Here is a 16957-nt window from a genome sequence, read left to right on the forward strand (position 1 = left end):
AGTTTTTAAACGCAACAGCAGATTCCTCCGCTTCGCTGCGGAATGACAACAAAAAAACTAGCAACAACAACAGCGGCAACAACAACAGCACAACAGCCACAACAACGGCAACAGCAGCGACACGGGTGAAAGGTTTTACATTCCTACCTTAGCGCGATGAGACTGCGCTAAGACGGGGCACCCTTCGATTTGTGGGAGTGAAAAGAGAACAGGCAACGACGGTAAAGATCGTCGTTGCCTGAGATGTTGTTTGCGGGTTCTGTTAGACGAGAGCTGGTTCGGGGACTACCGTGTCCGTGGAACGACGGTGGTCGAGATAGCTGGCCTGGGTTGGGGAGAGCGGCGTAGGGGGGAAGTATGAGTTTTTGAAGTACTGCGCCAGCATGCGGTGGGTGTTGAAGAAGCTGCCGTTGATGGCGATGCAATGCTGCTGCATACGAGCCCACGCGTGGGGGTTGGCGTACATGGGAGCGATGGACTCTTCCAGCTTCTCGTAGAGGCTGGTGGCTTCTGCGGCTTCGTCTTCGCCGTTTTCGATGGCCCAACCAGTGGTGTTCTCGGCACAGCCTTCTATCCACCAACCGTCGAGGATCGAGAGCGAGGGGACGCCGTTGAGGGCGGCCTTCATGCCGGAGGTGCCGGAGGCCTCGTAGGGGCGGCGCGGAGTGTTGACCCAGACGTCGACGCCCTGGGTGAGGAGAGCGCCTAGCTCCCAGTCGTAGTTTTCCATGTAGAAGATCTTGAGGGCCGACGAGTTTAGCTTGGCGGCAGAGGCGAACACTTCGCGGATGAGACCTTTACCGGCAACGTCGGCGGGATGGGCCTTGCCGGCGTAGAGGATCTGGAGGCCGCCGATCTTCTCGGCGATCTCAACGAGCCGCTTGGGATCGTGCAGGAGTAGGCTGGCGCGCTTGTAGGTGGCGACGCGGCGGGCAAAGCCGAGGGTGAGGACGTTGGGGTTGAAGTGATGCCCGGTGCGTTTTGCGATGGAGCTGAAGAGGCGTAATTTGCCCTTATTGTGAGCGGCGGCGATGCGGGCCGGGTCAATGCCGTAGACCGAGCGGAGGTACTGGTTGTCGGTGCGCCAGTGGGGGATCTCGTCGTCGAGAAGCTCCTGAAAGTGAGGCGAGAGCCAGGTGGCGGCGTGGACGCCGTTGGTGATGGAGTACACCTTGTATCCGGGGAACATCTGCTGGGAGACCTTGCCGTGCTGCATGGCGACGCCGTTGACGAAGCGCGAGAAGCGGAGGGCGATGTAGGTCATGTTCATCAGGCCGTTATGGAGGCAGCCGAACTGCTCGATGGCGGCGGCGCGGTCGTTTCCAAGAACCTGGTACATCTGATCGACGCCGAACTGATCGTGGCCGGCCGGGACTGGAGTGTGGGTGGTGAAGACGCACTGCTGACGGACGAACTCGATGTCGGCCTCGGTTGCGTTCTTGAGGGGGGTGCCAGCGAGGTGGTCTTCGAGGAGGCCGATGGCGAGGAGGGCGGCGTGGCCCTCGTTCATGTGATAGACCTTCGGTTTACAGGCAAGGGCATCGAGTAGCGAGACGCCGGCGAGGCCGAGAACGGTCTCCTGACAGAGACGATAGTAGGTGTCGCCGCCGTAGAGGTGGTCGGTGAGGCGGCGGTCCCAGGGGTCGTTGCCTTCGACGTCGGTGTCGAGGAGGAAGACGGGAATGATGTGGCCGGTGACGCCGATGACGTCGAAGCGCCAGGCGCGAACCAGGACCTGACGGCCCTGCAGGGTGAGGGCGATGATCTGGTTGGCGCTGGGCAGGGTGGTCTCAGGGGACCAGGGAACGTCGGCTTCTGTCTGCTGGCCGACGTCGGAGAGCTTCTGGCGGAAGTATCCGCGGCGATGGACGAGCGAGATAGCGACCATGGGGGCTGCGGTGTCTGCGGCGGAACGAAGGGTATCGCCGGCGAGCATGCCGAGGCCACCGGAGTAGGTGGGTAATGCCGGGGAGAGAGCTATCTCCATGGAGAAGTAGGCGATAGTGCGGGCGGAGAGATCGGGTGTCGAAGCAGGGGTGGCGGCGGAGGGAAGAGTCATGCGTTGATTGGTCCTTATCTCATCCGATTTTCTATTTCTAGCGTCGATGGCCCGAGTTGCGACATCATCACTCTCTATCGGCGGGAGATGCGCTGTATGAGATCCGAAGATTAGATCGTTGAAGCGTCGAATTTAGGACTGATTCTACCAAACGGCTCTCCTCCAAAAGATGGAACTCTGGTTACTTTCCCTCATGCTATTGGGGTATTGACGCGACTTCGTGGACTGCGGCGGCCTGGAGACGCTGCCATAAGTGGTCTAACCAAAGGAGATGTTCTGGCTTCATCAGAACTGACCGGAGACAGGTGACTTTATTTTCAGAGTCGTTTTTGGGGGTATCTAGCCAGGTATTATGTGGAAAAAAACGTACCGGAAGTTTGGCGAGAGCAAGGTGAAGATCATTTTTGGCGGCTTCGTCGAATATCGACTGCGCCAGAGCTGAGGAAGTCTCGGGGGTTGGGGCGTTGACTGCCCAGAATACGATGTCGAGCTGCGGCGGGCTGGACGGGGTGAGGAAGTGGGTGGATTCGGTGAGGCGGTGGTGAAGTTCGAGGGCCGCAGCATGGCTGGATTCGAGGCCCTGGGCGAAGACGCCGCCGGGAGTGTAGGGGAGGAGTTGCTGGGTCGCCCAAAGAGCTACGGCGGATGCGCCGGCGCGGGAGCACTCGAGGGAGATCTCGCCGAGGTGAAGGTCTTTCGAAGAGAAGTAGGTGTAGGGGGAGTCGTGTTTGTAGAAGCGGCCGACGGCTGGGTCGCGGAAGAGGATGGAGCCGCAGCCGTACGGTTGGAGGCCGTGCTTGTGAGGATCGATGACGATGGAGTCTGCGTATGGAATGGCGTCGAAGGCTGCGCGGGTCTCGGGGGATAGGTTGGAGGCGAGGGTGAAGTAGCCGCCGTAGGCCGCATCGACGTGGATGCGGAAGTCGTATTTTTTCTGGAGCAGAAGGATCTGGTCGAGCGGGTCGACTGAGCCGATGGCGGTGGTGCCTAACGTGACGACAACGGTGCCGATGTTTTGCGTTGCGAGGAGATGCTCGAGGGCGGTGAGGTCCATGCGACCGCGGTCGTCGGAGGGGACGGTGACGAAGGGCAGGCCGAGAACGCTGGATATGCGGCTGTGAGTGTAGTGCGCCTGGTCGGAGGCGGCGATTGCCGTACCTGGCATGAGCTGGCCGGCGACCCACAGGGCTTCCAGATTCGCGAAGGTGCCCCCGCTTGACAGGTGGCCAAGGTGCTGAGGCCAGTGAAACATCTTTGCGAGAGCGGCGACGGCTTCGATCTCCATGGCGGAGCTGGCGCGCCCACCGTCGAGAGCGTGGTTGTTCGGGTTGATCGACATGGCCAGGGCGTAGGCGGCGCGGGCGATGGGGTGGGGCGGCTTCAGCATCTGGCCGGCGTAGAGCGGGTGGGCGTAGGGGTAGTTGTCCTGCAGGCGATCGGCGACCTGATGGAGGATCGCGGAGGCTGATTCTCCCAGCGGGGGTGCGGAGTATGGAGGGAGGTCGGCGGATCCAGCATCCAGATGCTGTTGGGCGGCGTTAAGGATTTTGAAGAGATCGTCTGACATGAAATTAGTGAATTCTTAGAAACTTGTTCGGGTGAGAAAGCCGAATTTCATCAGAAACCCGACGATGGCCGCGAAAACAAAGGCGATTGTCGTCAAGGGCGCCATCGCGCGAAGCCGCTTCATCAAAAATTCGATGAGGACGATAAAGAGATATACGGCAAGCGCAAGGAGAAGACCGTCGGCGATAAAGATTCGCGTGCCGGATGCGGATGAGCCAAGGACGTGCTCGATGTGGAACGGTGGAAAGAGCGAGAAGGCTCCGAAGAGGATCAAGAAGAGAAGGAATTGGAGGATGGTGGTGACGACTTTTTTCATGGGCTCTGGAGATGAGTTTAGCGCGGGTGCTCGACGTGCACAGAGAAGATTCGACGGATGTTTTAGGAGAATTGCTTGTTGATGCCATCGTTGCACGCAACGTTCGGTGATCAGATTCGAAGTACACCGCTCAAGCCGAGCAGGGTGATTCCGCTTCTTGTGGTTTGTGCTGTATGCGCCATTGTGTTTACCTGCGCAGGCGGCTTCATTGTTTATACAAATACGCAACACCTTATCTCGACCCGCAACTGGCTGGATCATTCTCACAGCGTTCTAACGAGCCTGCAGACCGAGGCGCAGCGACTGGACCGCGTGGGCTACGAGATCCAGTTGTACGAAGCGACGGGAGACGCAGCAGAGAAGCTAGCTGCGCAGACGGCTGCGGTGTCGTTGCACGCTGGAGTGTTGAATCTTGAAAGCCTGCTGAACGACAACGTGTCCCAGATGCGGCACCTGCAGGATTTGGATACTCAGGTACGCGACCTGACCCAGGCGATCGATGGGTTCGAAAGGCCAGGAATAGTTCCGGAGCGGCAGATCCAGGATTGCCGCCGCAGCATCAACACGGTGCAGGAGGAGGAACGAGGGCTGCTGCGGCAACGGTCGGATGAGTCGCAGAACAGCCGGGACCGAAGTCTGCTCTCGGGAGCGGGCTATCTCGGTTTTTCGCTGTTCGTTGTGATTGTGCTCTTTGCATTTCTACTGAGAGATGCGGTGCGGCGACGGTCTTTCGAAAGACGAATCTCACTTGCGAACGACCAGTTGGAGGCTACGATTGAAGAGCTTGAGCGACGCGGGGCCGAAGCGATTTTGCTGAAGAATGCGCGCGACGAACTGCAGTTGTGCGTCACCGCGAAGGAGGCTCAGGGGTGTGCGGTGCGACACTTTCGGGAGCTTGTGCCAGGAAGCAGCGGCGCTACCTTGATCATTAACAATTCACGAAGCATGCTTGAGGTGGCGGCGACGTGGAACGATCCTTCGGCGTTGTCTGACGCGTTTGATATGGACGCCTGTTGCGGTTTGCGCGCCGGAAGACTGCGCTGGCGGAGGCCGGGACAGTCGGAGCTTCATTGTAGCCATTTTGCTGGCTCCGGGCCGGAGAACTACGTCTGCATTCCGCTTGCAGCACAGGGAGACACACTTGGGTTTGTGTATCTCTCGTTTCCCTCGAAGGAGATCGCAGATCTTGCCGACGGCCGCATGCAGTTAGTGCAGGAGATGGTGGAGTTGGCTTCGATGGCGATCGCTGGGCTGAACCTGAGAGCGAAGTTGGAGAGTCAGTCGATTCGTGACGGCCTGACAAGCCTTTTCAATCGCCACTTTATGGAGATTGCGCTGGAGCGCGAGGTGCAGCGCGCGGTTCGGCGGCATACGTCTCTCGCAGTGTTAATGCTGGACGTCGACCACTTCAAGGCGTTCAACGATACCTTCGGCCATGAGGCGGGCGATGTGGTGTTGCGTAAGTGGCCGAGTGCTTTCAGCAGAGTGTTCGGAGCGAGGATGTTGTGTGTCGCTATGGAGGGGAAGAGTTTGTCATTCTTCTTCCGGAGATCACCGAGGAGCTTGCGTTGGCGAAGGCGAATACGATACGGCATAACGTAAACCGGCTGCGCATGAAATTTAAAGCAGAGGTTCTGCGCCCGGTCTCTGTATCGATTGGCCTGGCAATGTATCCTGCGCCGGCAATAGACGCCACCGATCTTCTGCGAATGGCGGATCACGCTTTGTACGATGCTAAACGCGGAGGACGCGACCGCGTGGTCGTCGCTCGTGAGTCCTTCAGCGACCATGGAGACAAGAGGCTTTCGGCAGTCCTGAGTCAGGTTTCTGAAGCGAGCGAGTCAAGTCCCGTCGTTGTGTAACCACTAATGTCACATATTTTTTAGAACACAAGAGAGGGGTTTTATCGGCCGGATGATGCATCTCTCCCGCGAATTTCTTTGTGCGCTGGAGTTCAAGGCAGATTGGACTCGAAGAGATCATAACGGTGTTCGAGTTCCCACTGTTCAGCGGCCTTTTCGCTGGATTGAAGAAAGCTCAGGCAGTTTGGGGTGGGATTTGCGCCTCCCAGAGGCTGTCCCGCACAGGCGGCAACGGTTTTGCTGAAGACATCGGGTTGCTGCCAAAGGCTGGGTCCGGGAAGGAAGTTGTGCTCGAGGCTGGTGCGGGCAGATTGCTTGAGGTCGAGGTAGGAGAGGTCGAACTCCATGGCGGCACGGGTGTATTCGTTGGTGAGATCGATGCGGGAGACGCCCTCGTCGTCGGTGGAGAGGGCGAAGGGAACGCCGGCAGCGCGATAGGACGGAAGCGGATGCCAGGGAGCGGTGACGCCGAGGATGACATCATTCGAGGTGAGATTGATCTCAACCATGATGTGGCGGTCGGCCAACTCCTTCAGCAATGCCTGCGGCTCGTTCTCGTACATGACGTCGACACCGTGGCCGATGCGTTCGGCATGGCCGAGATCGACGGCTTCGCGGATGTGGAAGCGAAGACCGTCGGGAGGGACCAAGCCGGGAGCGATCTCGCCTGCGTGAAGGGAGATGTGAACTTTGGGGTAGACGCCATGGAGATAGTCGAGCATTAGCATCTGGCGGTGATACTCAGACATAGACAAGTAGGCGTCTTCGGGCTGCACGAAGTTGAGCCCGACGACACGAGGGTCCACTGACGCGACCTCGAATGCCAACAGCGTCTGCGCGAAGACATGCTGCGGAGGGAAGGCTCGTAGGACCTGATAGAGGAAGCGGATTTTGACGGAGCAGCCCGGTCGGGCGCTGGGCTGGCCGCAGTTCTCGATGGTGTCACGAGCGTCGAGAGCGTCGTCTAATTCTTTGCGATCAACGGCGACTTCGTCGCGGAGGCCTGCATTGAGGAGGGTTTCGCGAAGGCGGCTGAGGTCCTCACGGCTGGTGCCAGTGGCGTCGCCGGTACGGTTTTGCGCTGGATCTGCAGGGGTGGAGGGCCAATCAATTTTCGAGATGACCTTGGAGAGGTCGGTGAAGATGGGAGTCTCCATAACCTCCAGGTACTGCTCATTTTGTGCGGCAGCACGGGTGGCGACTTCGTCGAGCCATTCTCCCGCGTGAGATTTGTTGAGACTGCGGAAGCGGTCGAAGGTAGCGAAGAACTGATCGTGCCCGCTGACGCCCGCGCTAGGAACGAAGGCGCGCATGGAGAAGGAATCGACGAGAGCATCGTAGAGCTTCTGATCTTTAAATGCGTCTTCGACGCGAACATTTCCTTCGCCACAGACGGGCTGCGGCGGGATGCTGCGGGTGGTACCGACCGGCTTGGTGAAGCTATGTGTTGTAGGGTCGACGCAGAGGAGATCGGCGGCTCCATCCTTAATGAAGGTTTCTGCGTAGATCGCTCCGGAGAGGTGCATGTGGAGGTCGGCACCTTTGGGCATGAGGGTGAGGAAGGCGTTGAGTTGGAGAGGACTCTGTCGTGCGGTATTGAAGGTTTTGATGGCCCGCTGTTCGCGCGGCGTCGCCACGGCGGTTCCTTTTGCAACGACCGATGTGGTTGGTGGAGTTGCGACTTGTGCGTGTGCGGCAGTGACGAAACAGAAAAAAAATGATGCAGCCATGAGGTTTCGGAGACGACGGATCATTGGCTTCCTTGCGGTTCGAGTATGAGAAAGGATAGCTTGAGATGGCGAGTTGGCGGTATGGCTCGAGATTGCTATACTTGGAATGCGTTTGCGTTGCTGGTTCTCCACCGGCGATGGGCTCCCTGAAAAGCTCGGGGCAACAGATGTAGCAATAGCGCACGGCGGTTCTTGGCGATCTCCGATAATAAGCGTTTTATGCCAAGGCCAGATAGCTCAGTGGTAGAGCGCGGCCCTGAAAAGGCCGGCGTCGGCGGTTCGATCCCGTCTCTGGCCACCACTCATAATAAAAGACTTAGGTGGCACTTTCCGAAAAGTGCAAGAGGATTGCAAGAGAGTGATGCTACTCTTTTGCCATGCACCCGTTGAAGTCTGTCTCCCTCCGGCCCAAGACCCAAACTGTCTCCATTTATACGCGCCATTCTTCCGATTGCTCCAAGAAGGGGGAGCCGCAGTGGAGGCGTTGTAAGTGTGCGAAGTACCTCTACCTGCTCCGAGACGGGAAGGACAAGACTATCTCCGCGAAGACCCGCTCTTGGGAAAAGGCGGAACAACAAGCCTAGGAGATCCGGGACAGTTGGGATCCGGTCAAGCAGAAGCTCCGTGAGTTGGATGAGCTCAAACAAGCCCGGGAGCTTGGCGAGGTCACGATCACCCATGCTTTGGAACGGTGGCTTGCGTCCGTGAAGGCAGACAGCGACTCGGGCAACGAGCATACGCATAGCAAATACCGGACCGCCGCTAAACATATCGGAGCTTGGGCACACTCAAACCATCTGATCCGTCTCAGCCAGATCACGCCGGATGCCCTCGACCACTGGAAGAGCTCGTGGTCACCCAAGGCGAAGAATCCTGATGATCGTATCGGCAAGACGACGGCAGGCAGGAGGCTGGAGAAGGTCAAGAGATTTCTTAGCTACTGCGTGAAGATGCACTGGCTTGCGGCAAACCCCGCCACTGAGCTGAAGGCCATCAAGCCTGACCCAAGCGTGACGTGGCCGTTATTGAGTGGCCGCTATGAAAAGGTGATTGCCGCCACATTCGAATACGACAAGCGTGCGCGTCGTCCCTCCGACCAATTCGGAGCCGAAATGAGAGCGATCATCGAGTTGATGCGGTGGACAGGCCTGCGGATTGGCGATGCACTGATGTGTGCCAAATCGAGAATTCAGGGAAACCGTTTCAGTCTCACAACGCAGAAGGGCAGATCGGCCTTGACCGTGCTCATTCCCGACCACGTCATTGCCGCTTTGAATGCTCTTCCTACTCGAGCAGATGTTCATCCGGACTATTTTTTCTGGAGCGGAAACTCAAAACCCAAGTCCCTGACTGGTCGATGGCAACGCAAATTAGAGCGCCTGAACGACTATCTCTCCATCGCGAAGGACGATGGAACACCGATGAAATTCCACTCGCACCAATTGCGCGACACCTTTGCCGTGACCCAGCTTCTGAGCGGGACCAGCATGCAGGACTTATCCAAAATGTTGGCCCATAAGTCAGTAAAGATTACTGAGAAGTACTATTCGCCGTGGGTGCCCGAAAGACAGGCAGCACTTGAGCGACGAATGGCTGAGGCGCTGGTGCAAATGGGCGTTTCGGTCAGTTTGTAGGATCTCGGTCACAATTAGGCGCGACTGTGATCACTAGATCACCAGATGCGCCTTTAACAGGACTTATTCAAGTCTTCGTTGACGAGAAGCTCCTGCACACGGCGTTTGACTTCATCACGGATCGCCCGGACCTCTTCGATGGGCTGCCCCTTCGGGTCGGGAAGCGGCCAATCATCCCGGCGTAGGCCCGGAACGTAGGGGCATTTGTCACCACACCCCATCGTGATGAGGAGGTGAGCATCCTTCGCCAGATCATCCGTGAGCTTCTGTGGCTTCGCATGGGTAAGATCGATGCCCACTTCCTTCATCACGGAGAGCACTTCGGGATGGACGCGCTCGCCTGGCTCCGTACCAGCTGAGATAGCCTGGGCCTTCAGTGAATCTGCCAGTTGATTGAAGAACGCGGCAGCCATTTGCGACCGCCCGGCGTTATGTACGCAAGCGAATATCACTTTGAGCATGTCGCCTCCTCTGCTTAGGAACAGCAGTCAGGCCCACAGCACGGCGCTGGAGTGGCGGCGGTGACTCTAGGCTTGATCGCATAGACCTTCACCCACACCGGCAATAACGCACCATGGGCAAAACACTTGCTTTTAGAAATTGCTGAATTATTATGTCTCTGGTCCCCCTGAATGCCTAATCTCTTCTCTGCGTTGAGTTGTGCGAAACAAGAATCCTTAGCGATGCAATTGGCGCTGCTCGAAAACGTGAGCACGTCGAATGCTCTAATGCCGAAGCTGAAGGATGGGCTGAACAAGAGCGTGGCCGTCGTCGATAAGATTGGCAAGTTCTTCGGAAGCAAAACCACAATCGCTGCCGATGCAGACGCCACGGACCTAAAAGTTAAGGTCCAACAGACGTACTTGCGCCACAAAAATGGATCAACGGAACATCTCCTGAGAGGTATTCGAGACCGGTGCGTATCGCGAACCGGATTGGAATCAAAATGCTCAGATACTTTGCTGAGTGTGAAGGTCATTGAAGAGGCGGCGGCTTTCTATGATATTTCCGAATGGCTCACACCCGCTGAAAAGGCGGAAGCAGTTGCCCGTCGCCATCAGGAAGAATCGTTGGCAAATCTTCGCAAAATGGTGGCCAAGATGTCTCCGGAAGAACGGGCCGATCTCGAAAGGGCCATCAGCCAAGAGCTTCAGCAGCTTCCACATGAGCAGAGAGAGGCGGTAGTACGTGATCTTCGTCTTGATTCACTTTCTGGAGAGGCTGTCACTAAGGCCCTGCTCGCAGCAGGAGGGCCTTTGGCCAGTATGGCCGCCCTCAGCGCGGCGGGTTTCGGAGCGTATCTTGCCCTAACCACGATCATCCATGCAGTTGCTACCACTGTCTTGGGAATAACGCTTCCGTTCGCTTTCTACACTACTGCTACTTCAGCTCTTTCGCTGTTGACAGGCCCCGTAGGATGGCTCCTCGCAGGTCTGACGATGCTAGTGACCTGGCACTTCTCGGATCGCAAGCTGTCTCGCTCTCTCTTCGCCGGACTGATAACAACCGCTGCTGACAAGCTGCCAACTCCATCCGCGTTTGTTCCACCTTCGAGCCCGCTAAAGGGAGCTGATACAGATAAGGCGGCTGAAACTGCTAATTCGATGGCAGAAGCTGCCACGGCTGCCGAAGCGGCAACACAGACCTCGGGCAGAGAGCTTGCCGGAATCACTGAGCAATTTATCAAGGCCGAAAGAGCCAAGGCCAAGGCCCAGCAGACGATTGCGGGAACGAGCAATCGGCTTAGCTCTCTCTCTTTAGGTAGCGACGAAATTCGCCGACTGGAAGCAGAGCGCAGAGCCGCGGAAGAGTTGGCGTACACCGAGATCCGTCGCGCCGAGGAGTACAAAACCCAGGTTGCGACTCTGTCGGCTGAACGGGATCGGCTGGAACGCGAAGCATTTCGGAAGAGAGCTCTCCAAACGTCGTTCGAGGATGGCGAGGCGAAGAGGATCCTTGATTTCTGGTCCGTTCATTTTCCACGTATTATTTTCGATCGTCAGCCGGTTCGGTGGGTCGTTCACAAACGCCATAAAGAACGCCTTTCGCTGGAAAGGAAGCTCATGGAATTGAGCCAATCCGAAGATCCCGCAGCTCTCAGCCTAGGAAAGATGAAAGCATCCGGTGAACACCATCTTCGGTTCAAGTTGGAACAGGTCGAGTGTCGAATGTATTACAGGGTGAGCGGTCAAAGGATCCAAATCACAGAACTCGGAACAAATCAGGAGACGCACTGATTCAAAGCAGGCAGGGTTGGGATAGCGCGAGAAAACTATGAGCAAGATGAAATGGGATCGCGTGAGATGGGAAGATAGGGCCTCTCGGCAGGGATCTGAGTGGGCCAATTCCGATGATGCTACTTCGGGCTTGTCCGCCCCAATCAACACCTATTCGAGCAACCCAGTAGCTCTCGAATCGAAGAAGAGGGAAAAAAAGAAGAAACACAAGGTGGCTCACTGGAAGACACAGGTGCAGCTACGCGGAAACATAACAGACAACCGGAAGCTGATTGTTTCAACATTTACGAAGACTCCTGTTATCCAAAAAACATCAGGTACTCCGAAGAGTCCGCTACTCCGCCCTGGACCTCAAGCAAAAAGAGCTACCTCGTCCAATCACCCGAAGAGTAATCGCAAACACATTTCTCACCCTCTTCCAGTCTCATCAGGGAGATCCCTATGAGCGTCGCAGAAATTCAAAAGCTGGCCATTCGTTTGTATAAGGCTTCAGGTGAAAATCAGATGGTGGAAGCTGCCTCGCTTGCATCGGACATCTATGGCGAAAGCCTGTATCGTGCCGAACACGCTAAACCTGAAAGGACTCAGAAATAATGTGACGCGCTGAGAACTGAACAACGCGGTTGGATAGTTGAGAGTAGCGAATTATTCTTCCCAAGGAGTGCGCGGAAAAAAAGCACATCAAGTCGCTGTTGTTCATGAAAGCCTCATTTTTTCCTTTCACGAGTCTAGGAGAATCACGTTATGCCCAGTCGATGCCCGTTATGTGGTCAAGCTCTTCCTCACACGCTCAGTCAGGATGCGATGAAAGCACGCATTCAGAAGTTGGCGACTCCAGCTCTCGCTGTTGAGAAAAAGAAGCTGAACCAGGAGTTTGAATCCCGATTGCAAACAGAGATTGAGAAGACCCAGCGTGCTGCGCAGCGTCAGTACGAACTTGAGCTCCGCGCTGCGACAGAGCGGGCTCGAATCACTGCAAAGCGCGACTTCGATAAGCAGTTGATGAGCGTTCGTCGGGACTCTGAAAACCGCATAAAGAAGGAGCTGACTCAAAACATGAAATTGAAGAGTGCTCAAAACGAAACTAAGCTGGCGAAGTTGCAAAGTGATCGAGAGCGTGATCGGCGTCGCTATGAGGCGGAGTCTGCTCGACTCCAAGGCAAGCTGGACGACCTTTCCCGCAAACTCGAAAAGCAGAGCGGAGAACAGCACGGATCAGAGGCGGAACTCGATCTCTTTACAAACCTTCGGCAAGCGTTCCCGAATGATCGTATCGAGCGAATCACTCGCGGTGTTAAAGGTGCCGATATCCTGCACGAAATAGTCGAAGGCACAAAAGTTGTTGGTCGGGTGGTTTACGAGAGTAAGAACACGACGACTTGGCAGCAAGGCTTTATCGCTCAAGCGAAGAAGTATCAAACACAATACGAAACGCCTAACGTAATCGTCGTTAGCAGAGTATTTCCGGCTAAACAGAAGGGGTTTTGCATCGTGAAGGGAATTCCAGTTGTGGCGACCCAAATGGCGATTCCACTCGCAACAGTTGTTAGAGAAGGCGTTGTCGAGATTGCTAAACTTCGGTTGAGCAGCACCTATAGCAACGAGAAGTCTCTTGAACTTTACGAGTACATCGTTGGCGATAAGTTTTGCACGCGTTTCCGTGAAATGGCGGATTGCATTGAGAGTCTGCGAGACTTTCAACAGAAAGAGCGTACCTGGCATGAGAACGTTTGGCATACCGAGTCGACCATCCATGACCGGATTGCAAGTCGCCACAGAGAGGTAGACGCGCACATAAGAACGATAGTCAGAGGTACTACCCGATACGAAAGCTCCAAGTTGTCATCACACTCGAAGCCATGGCGAGAGCTTGGAACTGGCATCCGCAGGGCCGTCTAATCAACAGAAGTTGGTGAGCCCTCAATCCTCGATCGCGGCACGGTATTCACCATGATTAGCCAGTCTATGATCGTTGAGACTACGACGTTATGTTACGTTCGTTGTCCCGGCCTCCTCCTCACAGCGAAACAACATGACACGTTTCCAAGTGGATCACCCCCCAGCGGTCTTGAATCCAAGCTGTCCGCCAAATTCCCAGCAGCCCGCGCCGCAATGAGCGTCGCCGGGCCTACTGGTTTACCAGTTAGACTATCCCCAAATTCAATGTCGTCGAACCAGATCGCCGTTCCCGCTGTGTGCGCGGACGGTATAGCCATACACCACGCGACGCCATGCCGGGAAGCTTACTCGAACCAACGGTTGGCGGCACTTACCCCGTCGGCAAAAGAAGAACATCGATCGTCCTCCCTCGCATATACCGCACCGAGAGTCACAGGGTTAGTGCGGAGGTCGGCCATCAGCTTATGACGGTCAAGCAACCGAATCCCATTACGGGCCGCTTCATTCCTCGTGTCCGCTGAGAAGTTGCCATTGGTGACGGCAAGGAGATGAAGCGAGTAAGAAAGAGGCTTGGCATACGTCTGCGCTGCAGCCATGAGATCGCCCATCGCAACACTGTTGACTAGGCCGTCTTTCTTCGTGTGCTTTGCCTGCACGAGCCACAGTTCACCCTCACGAAACGCTATCGCATCGGCTCCGCCGTCATTGGATCTAGCCGTAAGGATCGTCTTGTAGTTTTGCTTTTCAAGCAAAAGAGCGATCAGGGCCTCAAACAGATGATGCGGAAGCTTGTCGACAGTCTCGGCGATGATCGGCTCAGTAAGGTCCTGAGTTGGCGCTTCACCCTTCAACTTCCCGAATAGCTCCTCTCCGATTCGAGATTCTTCCGGCAGGGGGCTGAGAAAATTCTCGGCCTGTAATTGCTTTTCTTGTATGAGTTCGTGCAGATTCTGATCGAAGCTCTTAGGTAATCTACCCTGAGTGTCACGAAGGATGGGCAAGTGAACGTGGACCGCCTTCGTTTGTCCGATCCTGTAAACGCGGTCGGTGGCCTGCGCTTCCACAGCTGGATTCCACCATCGTCCGTAGTGAATCACATGGTTAGCCTCCGTGATCGTTAAACCGATACTGGCCACGAATGGCGAGAGAATGATGACATTGAACCCACGCGTATTGCGAAATCTTTCGAGCATCGCGTTTCGAGTTCGACGAGCCTGCTGGCTTCCGAGACTGCCCGCGTCCACGCCACCGCTCTTCTCCGTCGATCCGTTGACAATATCTACCTGTAGACCATATTCGTGCTCTATCACTGTTGATAGGATCTGTTGCATCGAAATACGGTATGCGAAAATTACACACTTTTCCCCTCGGCGTTTAATACTCTTTAGGAGTTCAATCACCGCTCGGAGCTTCGACGATTCGCCGAGAAGCTTTCTGGCGTCAAGCGCTCCTCCGTCCTCTCGAAGTAGCGATGGATGCTGGTACAAGGCAACAAGCTTATGCAGGATTTTTAGCGGTGATCCGCCATCTACACTATTCAAAAGTTCCTGATGCATGCGGATTTCCCATTCCGTCATCTCAGAGTAGAGGGGTTCAAATGTCTTTGGCGGAAGATCCTTAAGAACCTCGGACTTGTTCCGGCGAAGAACGAAAGCGTTGGCGGTATTGAATAGGAGACTCTGCTTCAGTTCGAGTAAGCGTTCACTCGAGTCACCGGCAGCTTGCTCATACTTGGTGATGAAACCCTTCGAAGTTCCAAGGAGCGCGGGCTGTACCGTGTCAATGAGGTTCCAGAGATCAAGAAGTCGGTTCTCTACAGGAGTTCCAGTACATGCGATATGGACATCAGGGTGGAGGGCTTTTAACGCATGCGAGATTTTCGTTGAGGGTGATTTGTATTCCTGCGCTTCATCAGTTATCAGCACGGACCAAATCGACCGCTGAGTGTCCGGAATCAATTGAGCAAAGCTGTGCTGATAGTTCGTAAGCGTCTGATAGTTCGTTATGACAACCCTGTACTTTGCGAACTCGGACGGAGAGATCAAAGGCTTTCCGATACTCGTCTCTTTGCCTGTGGTCTTTCCTCTACGCAATTCCTTTATCTTGTCACCATGCAAAATAAGGATCGGGTCGAATATGCCTGCTCGGAAACGTGCGCCGATCTCGTTTTCCCACGTGTTGCTCTCAAGGAGGATCAAGGGTAGCACTACGAGAATCGGTCTCCATGGTGGTCGAGAAGTCGAGAGTCCGAGATCGCGATCATGTTCGATGCACCAAGCCAAGTACGACAGGATTTGAAGGGTCTTACCAAGCCCCATATCGTCCGCCAAGAGGCTCCCTCTCCGGGAGGGTCTCAGCCGATGGCAAGTTTGCAACCAGGCAAGACCCTCGAGCTGATGGGTCTTCAAGATCACGTTTGGCTGCAGCGCTGAAGGTAAAACATATCCAATAGGTGCCTCACAAGCGCGGCGAGCTTCCTCCGCGTCTTTTACGTCCCAAGACTTGAGATCCTCATCGTCTTGGTAGGAAAGTAGGTACGCGTCGGTCTTCTGCGATTTGGGTAGTCCTTCCGGTTTGCTCGCGAGAGTGGTCTGCTCCGCGATATAGGACTTGATATTTTCGTCGACCTTGTATTCACGGCCCTCGAATGTAAAAGTCGGTGTGCCGGTATCTAACGCGTCTAAAGCGGAACCTATCAGATCTTGCTTCTCCGCGGTTGTAGGCAGCGAGACATCGATAATTTCACCTGATGCGTCGGACAGGAGGACGTTGCTCTGACCTGATCTGCGTCCCTGATCCGTCAGTCCAGTTTCCAAGACACTTCGACTTCGAGCGATTGGTCCTTGGGCGAGGACCGCGATGCTGCCAATTCCCGTAACTCTCCGTCCATACCTGACCTCAACTACGTCCAGAAGTCCTTCAAAAACGGCCTCGGGGTTCTCAAGAAACCTTTCTTTCTCGCTACCTCTAGCGTGATGTACATCCTTCATCCTCCCAAGCGCTTCCGCTTGCCGTTCGTCAAAAACAACACGGACGCGGGATTGATTTGGACCGTCCACGGAGTAGAAATCCTGAGCTCGCGGGCTATTGAAGAAGGCTTTTTTCAAGCTAGTCCCTTCGATCCCTGACACCTGTGGAGCGAAGCTGATACTGCCGTCAGGCCAAGTGTGCACCTCGAGATTCAATTGCTGAGGAACGATGACGTCGTTAGATAAAAGGTAGCTGTCCAAGCGAGCCCCAACATCAATGGCGCACTCCTTTACCTTGCTGAATGCCAACCAGCTCTCCGACCGCCCCTTTTCCACAGGAAGAAGCGCGTTAAACCTGTCCATCTCCGACACGAGAGCGAATGTCTGATCGTCGAGCCGGTAGATCTTTGAGTCTCCTGAGATCGTTCCGAAATACCCAGAGCGTGTGAAATCGATTGGCCTCGATTCAAAAAGGAATGAATAACGATATTTGAACTCCGGCCGCCCGATGTCATTGGCCCTCTCGATCTTCAACAAGATTGGTGCCCATTCGGTTGCCATCTCAGTGAGACGAAGTCCGCGTCGCCTTATTTGCGGAAAGAACTCGTTGGGAACGAAAACCACATTCTCAGACGCGACTGCAAAGCCCATTTCCAAGGCCTGTCCTACTTCGAGAGCCAATCGG

General features: G+C 55.5%; 10 protein-coding genes, 1 tRNA gene and 1 pseudogene. 6 read left to right on the plus strand and 6 right to left on the minus strand.

The annotated features are described in order from the left end of the window. Positions 1-262: 262 nt before the first annotated feature. From glgP to HDF12_RS20715, 3 genes are all read right to left on the minus strand, one after another. The gene (gene glgP, locus HDF12_RS20705; protein WP_179586544.1) at positions 263-2059 is read right to left on the minus strand and encodes an alpha-glucan family phosphorylase; all 1797 of its coding nucleotides are present in this window, start codon (positions 2057-2059) and stop codon (positions 263-265) included. A gap of 196 nt (positions 2060-2255) precedes the next feature. After that, positions 2256-3626 (minus strand): pyridoxal phosphate-dependent decarboxylase family protein, encoded by a 1371-nt coding sequence (locus HDF12_RS20710; protein ID WP_179586546.1) that lies wholly within the window; start codon positions 3624-3626, stop codon positions 2256-2258. A 15-nt stretch (positions 3627-3641) separates the two neighbouring features. Further along, the gene (locus HDF12_RS20715) at positions 3642-3941 is read right to left on the minus strand and encodes a hypothetical protein (RefSeq protein WP_179586548.1); all 300 of its coding nucleotides are present in this window, start codon (positions 3939-3941) and stop codon (positions 3642-3644) included. 1323 nt (positions 3942-5264) lie between these two features. Between HDF12_RS20715 and HDF12_RS22995 the strand changes: the two are divergent. Beyond that, positions 5265-5803: pseudogene (locus HDF12_RS22995) on the plus strand (GGDEF domain-containing protein). A gap of 92 nt (positions 5804-5895) precedes the next feature. Here the strand turns inward: HDF12_RS22995 and HDF12_RS20730 are convergent. Further along, positions 5896-7557, minus strand: coding sequence for an adenosine deaminase family protein (locus tag HDF12_RS20730; protein WP_179586554.1), 1662 nt, complete (start codon positions 7555-7557; stop codon positions 5896-5898). 202 nt (positions 7558-7759) lie between these two features. Between HDF12_RS20730 and HDF12_RS20735 the strand changes: the two genes are divergently transcribed. Further along, positions 7760-7834, plus strand: a tRNA-Phe gene (locus HDF12_RS20735). A 328-nt stretch (positions 7835-8162) separates the two neighbouring features. Further along, positions 8163-9167, plus strand: coding sequence for a tyrosine-type recombinase/integrase (locus HDF12_RS20740; protein ID WP_179586556.1), 1005 nt, complete (start codon positions 8163-8165; stop codon positions 9165-9167). Between the two features lie 53 nt (positions 9168-9220). Here HDF12_RS20740 and HDF12_RS20745 read toward each other — a convergent pair whose 3' ends face one another. Continuing rightward, on the minus strand, positions 9221-9628 hold the full coding sequence (locus HDF12_RS20745; protein ID WP_179586558.1) for an arsenate reductase ArsC: 408 nt from the start codon (positions 9626-9628) through the stop codon (positions 9221-9223). Between the two features lie 222 nt (positions 9629-9850). On the opposite strand from HDF12_RS20745, the gene HDF12_RS20750 reads away from it, so the two are divergent. From HDF12_RS20750 to HDF12_RS20760, 3 genes are all read left to right on the plus strand, one after another. Continuing rightward, on the plus strand, positions 9851-11404 hold the full coding sequence (locus HDF12_RS20750; RefSeq protein ID WP_179586560.1) for a hypothetical protein: 1554 nt from the start codon (positions 9851-9853) through the stop codon (positions 11402-11404). Positions 11405-11845: 441 nt separating this feature from the next. After that, positions 11846-11998 carry a hypothetical protein gene (locus HDF12_RS20755; protein WP_179586562.1) on the plus strand — a complete coding sequence of 51 codons (153 nt, stop codon included), beginning with the start codon at positions 11846-11848 and terminating at the stop codon, positions 11996-11998. A 210-nt stretch (positions 11999-12208) separates the two neighbouring features. Next, positions 12209-13303 carry a DUF2130 domain-containing protein gene (locus HDF12_RS20760; RefSeq protein ID WP_179586564.1) on the plus strand — a complete coding sequence of 365 codons (1095 nt, stop codon included), beginning with the start codon at positions 12209-12211 and terminating at the stop codon, positions 13301-13303. A gap of 344 nt (positions 13304-13647) precedes the next feature. On the opposite strand, the gene HDF12_RS20765 is transcribed toward HDF12_RS20760, so the two are convergent. After that, on the minus strand, positions 13648-16953 hold the full coding sequence (locus HDF12_RS20765; RefSeq protein ID WP_179586566.1) for an SNF2-related protein: 3306 nt from the start codon (positions 16951-16953) through the stop codon (positions 13648-13650). Positions 16954-16957: the final 4 nt, after the last annotated feature.

Source organism: Tunturiibacter gelidiferens (assembly GCF_013410115.1).
GTDB classification, from domain to species: Bacteria; Acidobacteriota; Terriglobia; order Terriglobales; family Acidobacteriaceae; genus Edaphobacter; species Edaphobacter gelidiferens.

Bases quoted from the DNA above. Each gene is read 5' to 3' on its own strand.
- HDF12_RS20750 (WP_179586560.1), top strand. From the start codon at position 9,851: ATGCAATTGGCGCTGCTCGAAAACGTGAGCACGTCGAATGCTCTAATG.
- HDF12_RS20710 (WP_179586546.1), bottom strand. From the start codon at position 3,626: ATGTCAGACGATCTCTTCAAAATCCTTAACGCCGCCCAACAGCATCTG.
- HDF12_RS20755 (WP_179586562.1), top strand. From the start codon at position 11,846: ATGAGCGTCGCAGAAATTCAAAAGCTGGCCATTCGTTTGTATAAGGCT.
- HDF12_RS20730 (WP_179586554.1), bottom strand. From the start codon at position 7,557: ATGATCCGTCGTCTCCGAAACCTCATGGCTGCATCATTTTTTTTCTGT.
- HDF12_RS20760 (WP_179586564.1), top strand. From the start codon at position 12,209: ATGAAAGCACGCATTCAGAAGTTGGCGACTCCAGCTCTCGCTGTTGAG.
- HDF12_RS20715 (WP_179586548.1), bottom strand. From the start codon at position 3,941: ATGAAAAAAGTCGTCACCACCATCCTCCAATTCCTTCTCTTCTTGATC.
- glgP (WP_179586544.1), bottom strand. From the start codon at position 2,059: ATGACTCTTCCCTCCGCCGCCACCCCTGCTTCGACACCCGATCTCTCC.
- HDF12_RS20745 (WP_179586558.1), bottom strand. From the start codon at position 9,628: ATGCTCAAAGTGATATTCGCTTGCGTACATAACGCCGGGCGGTCGCAA.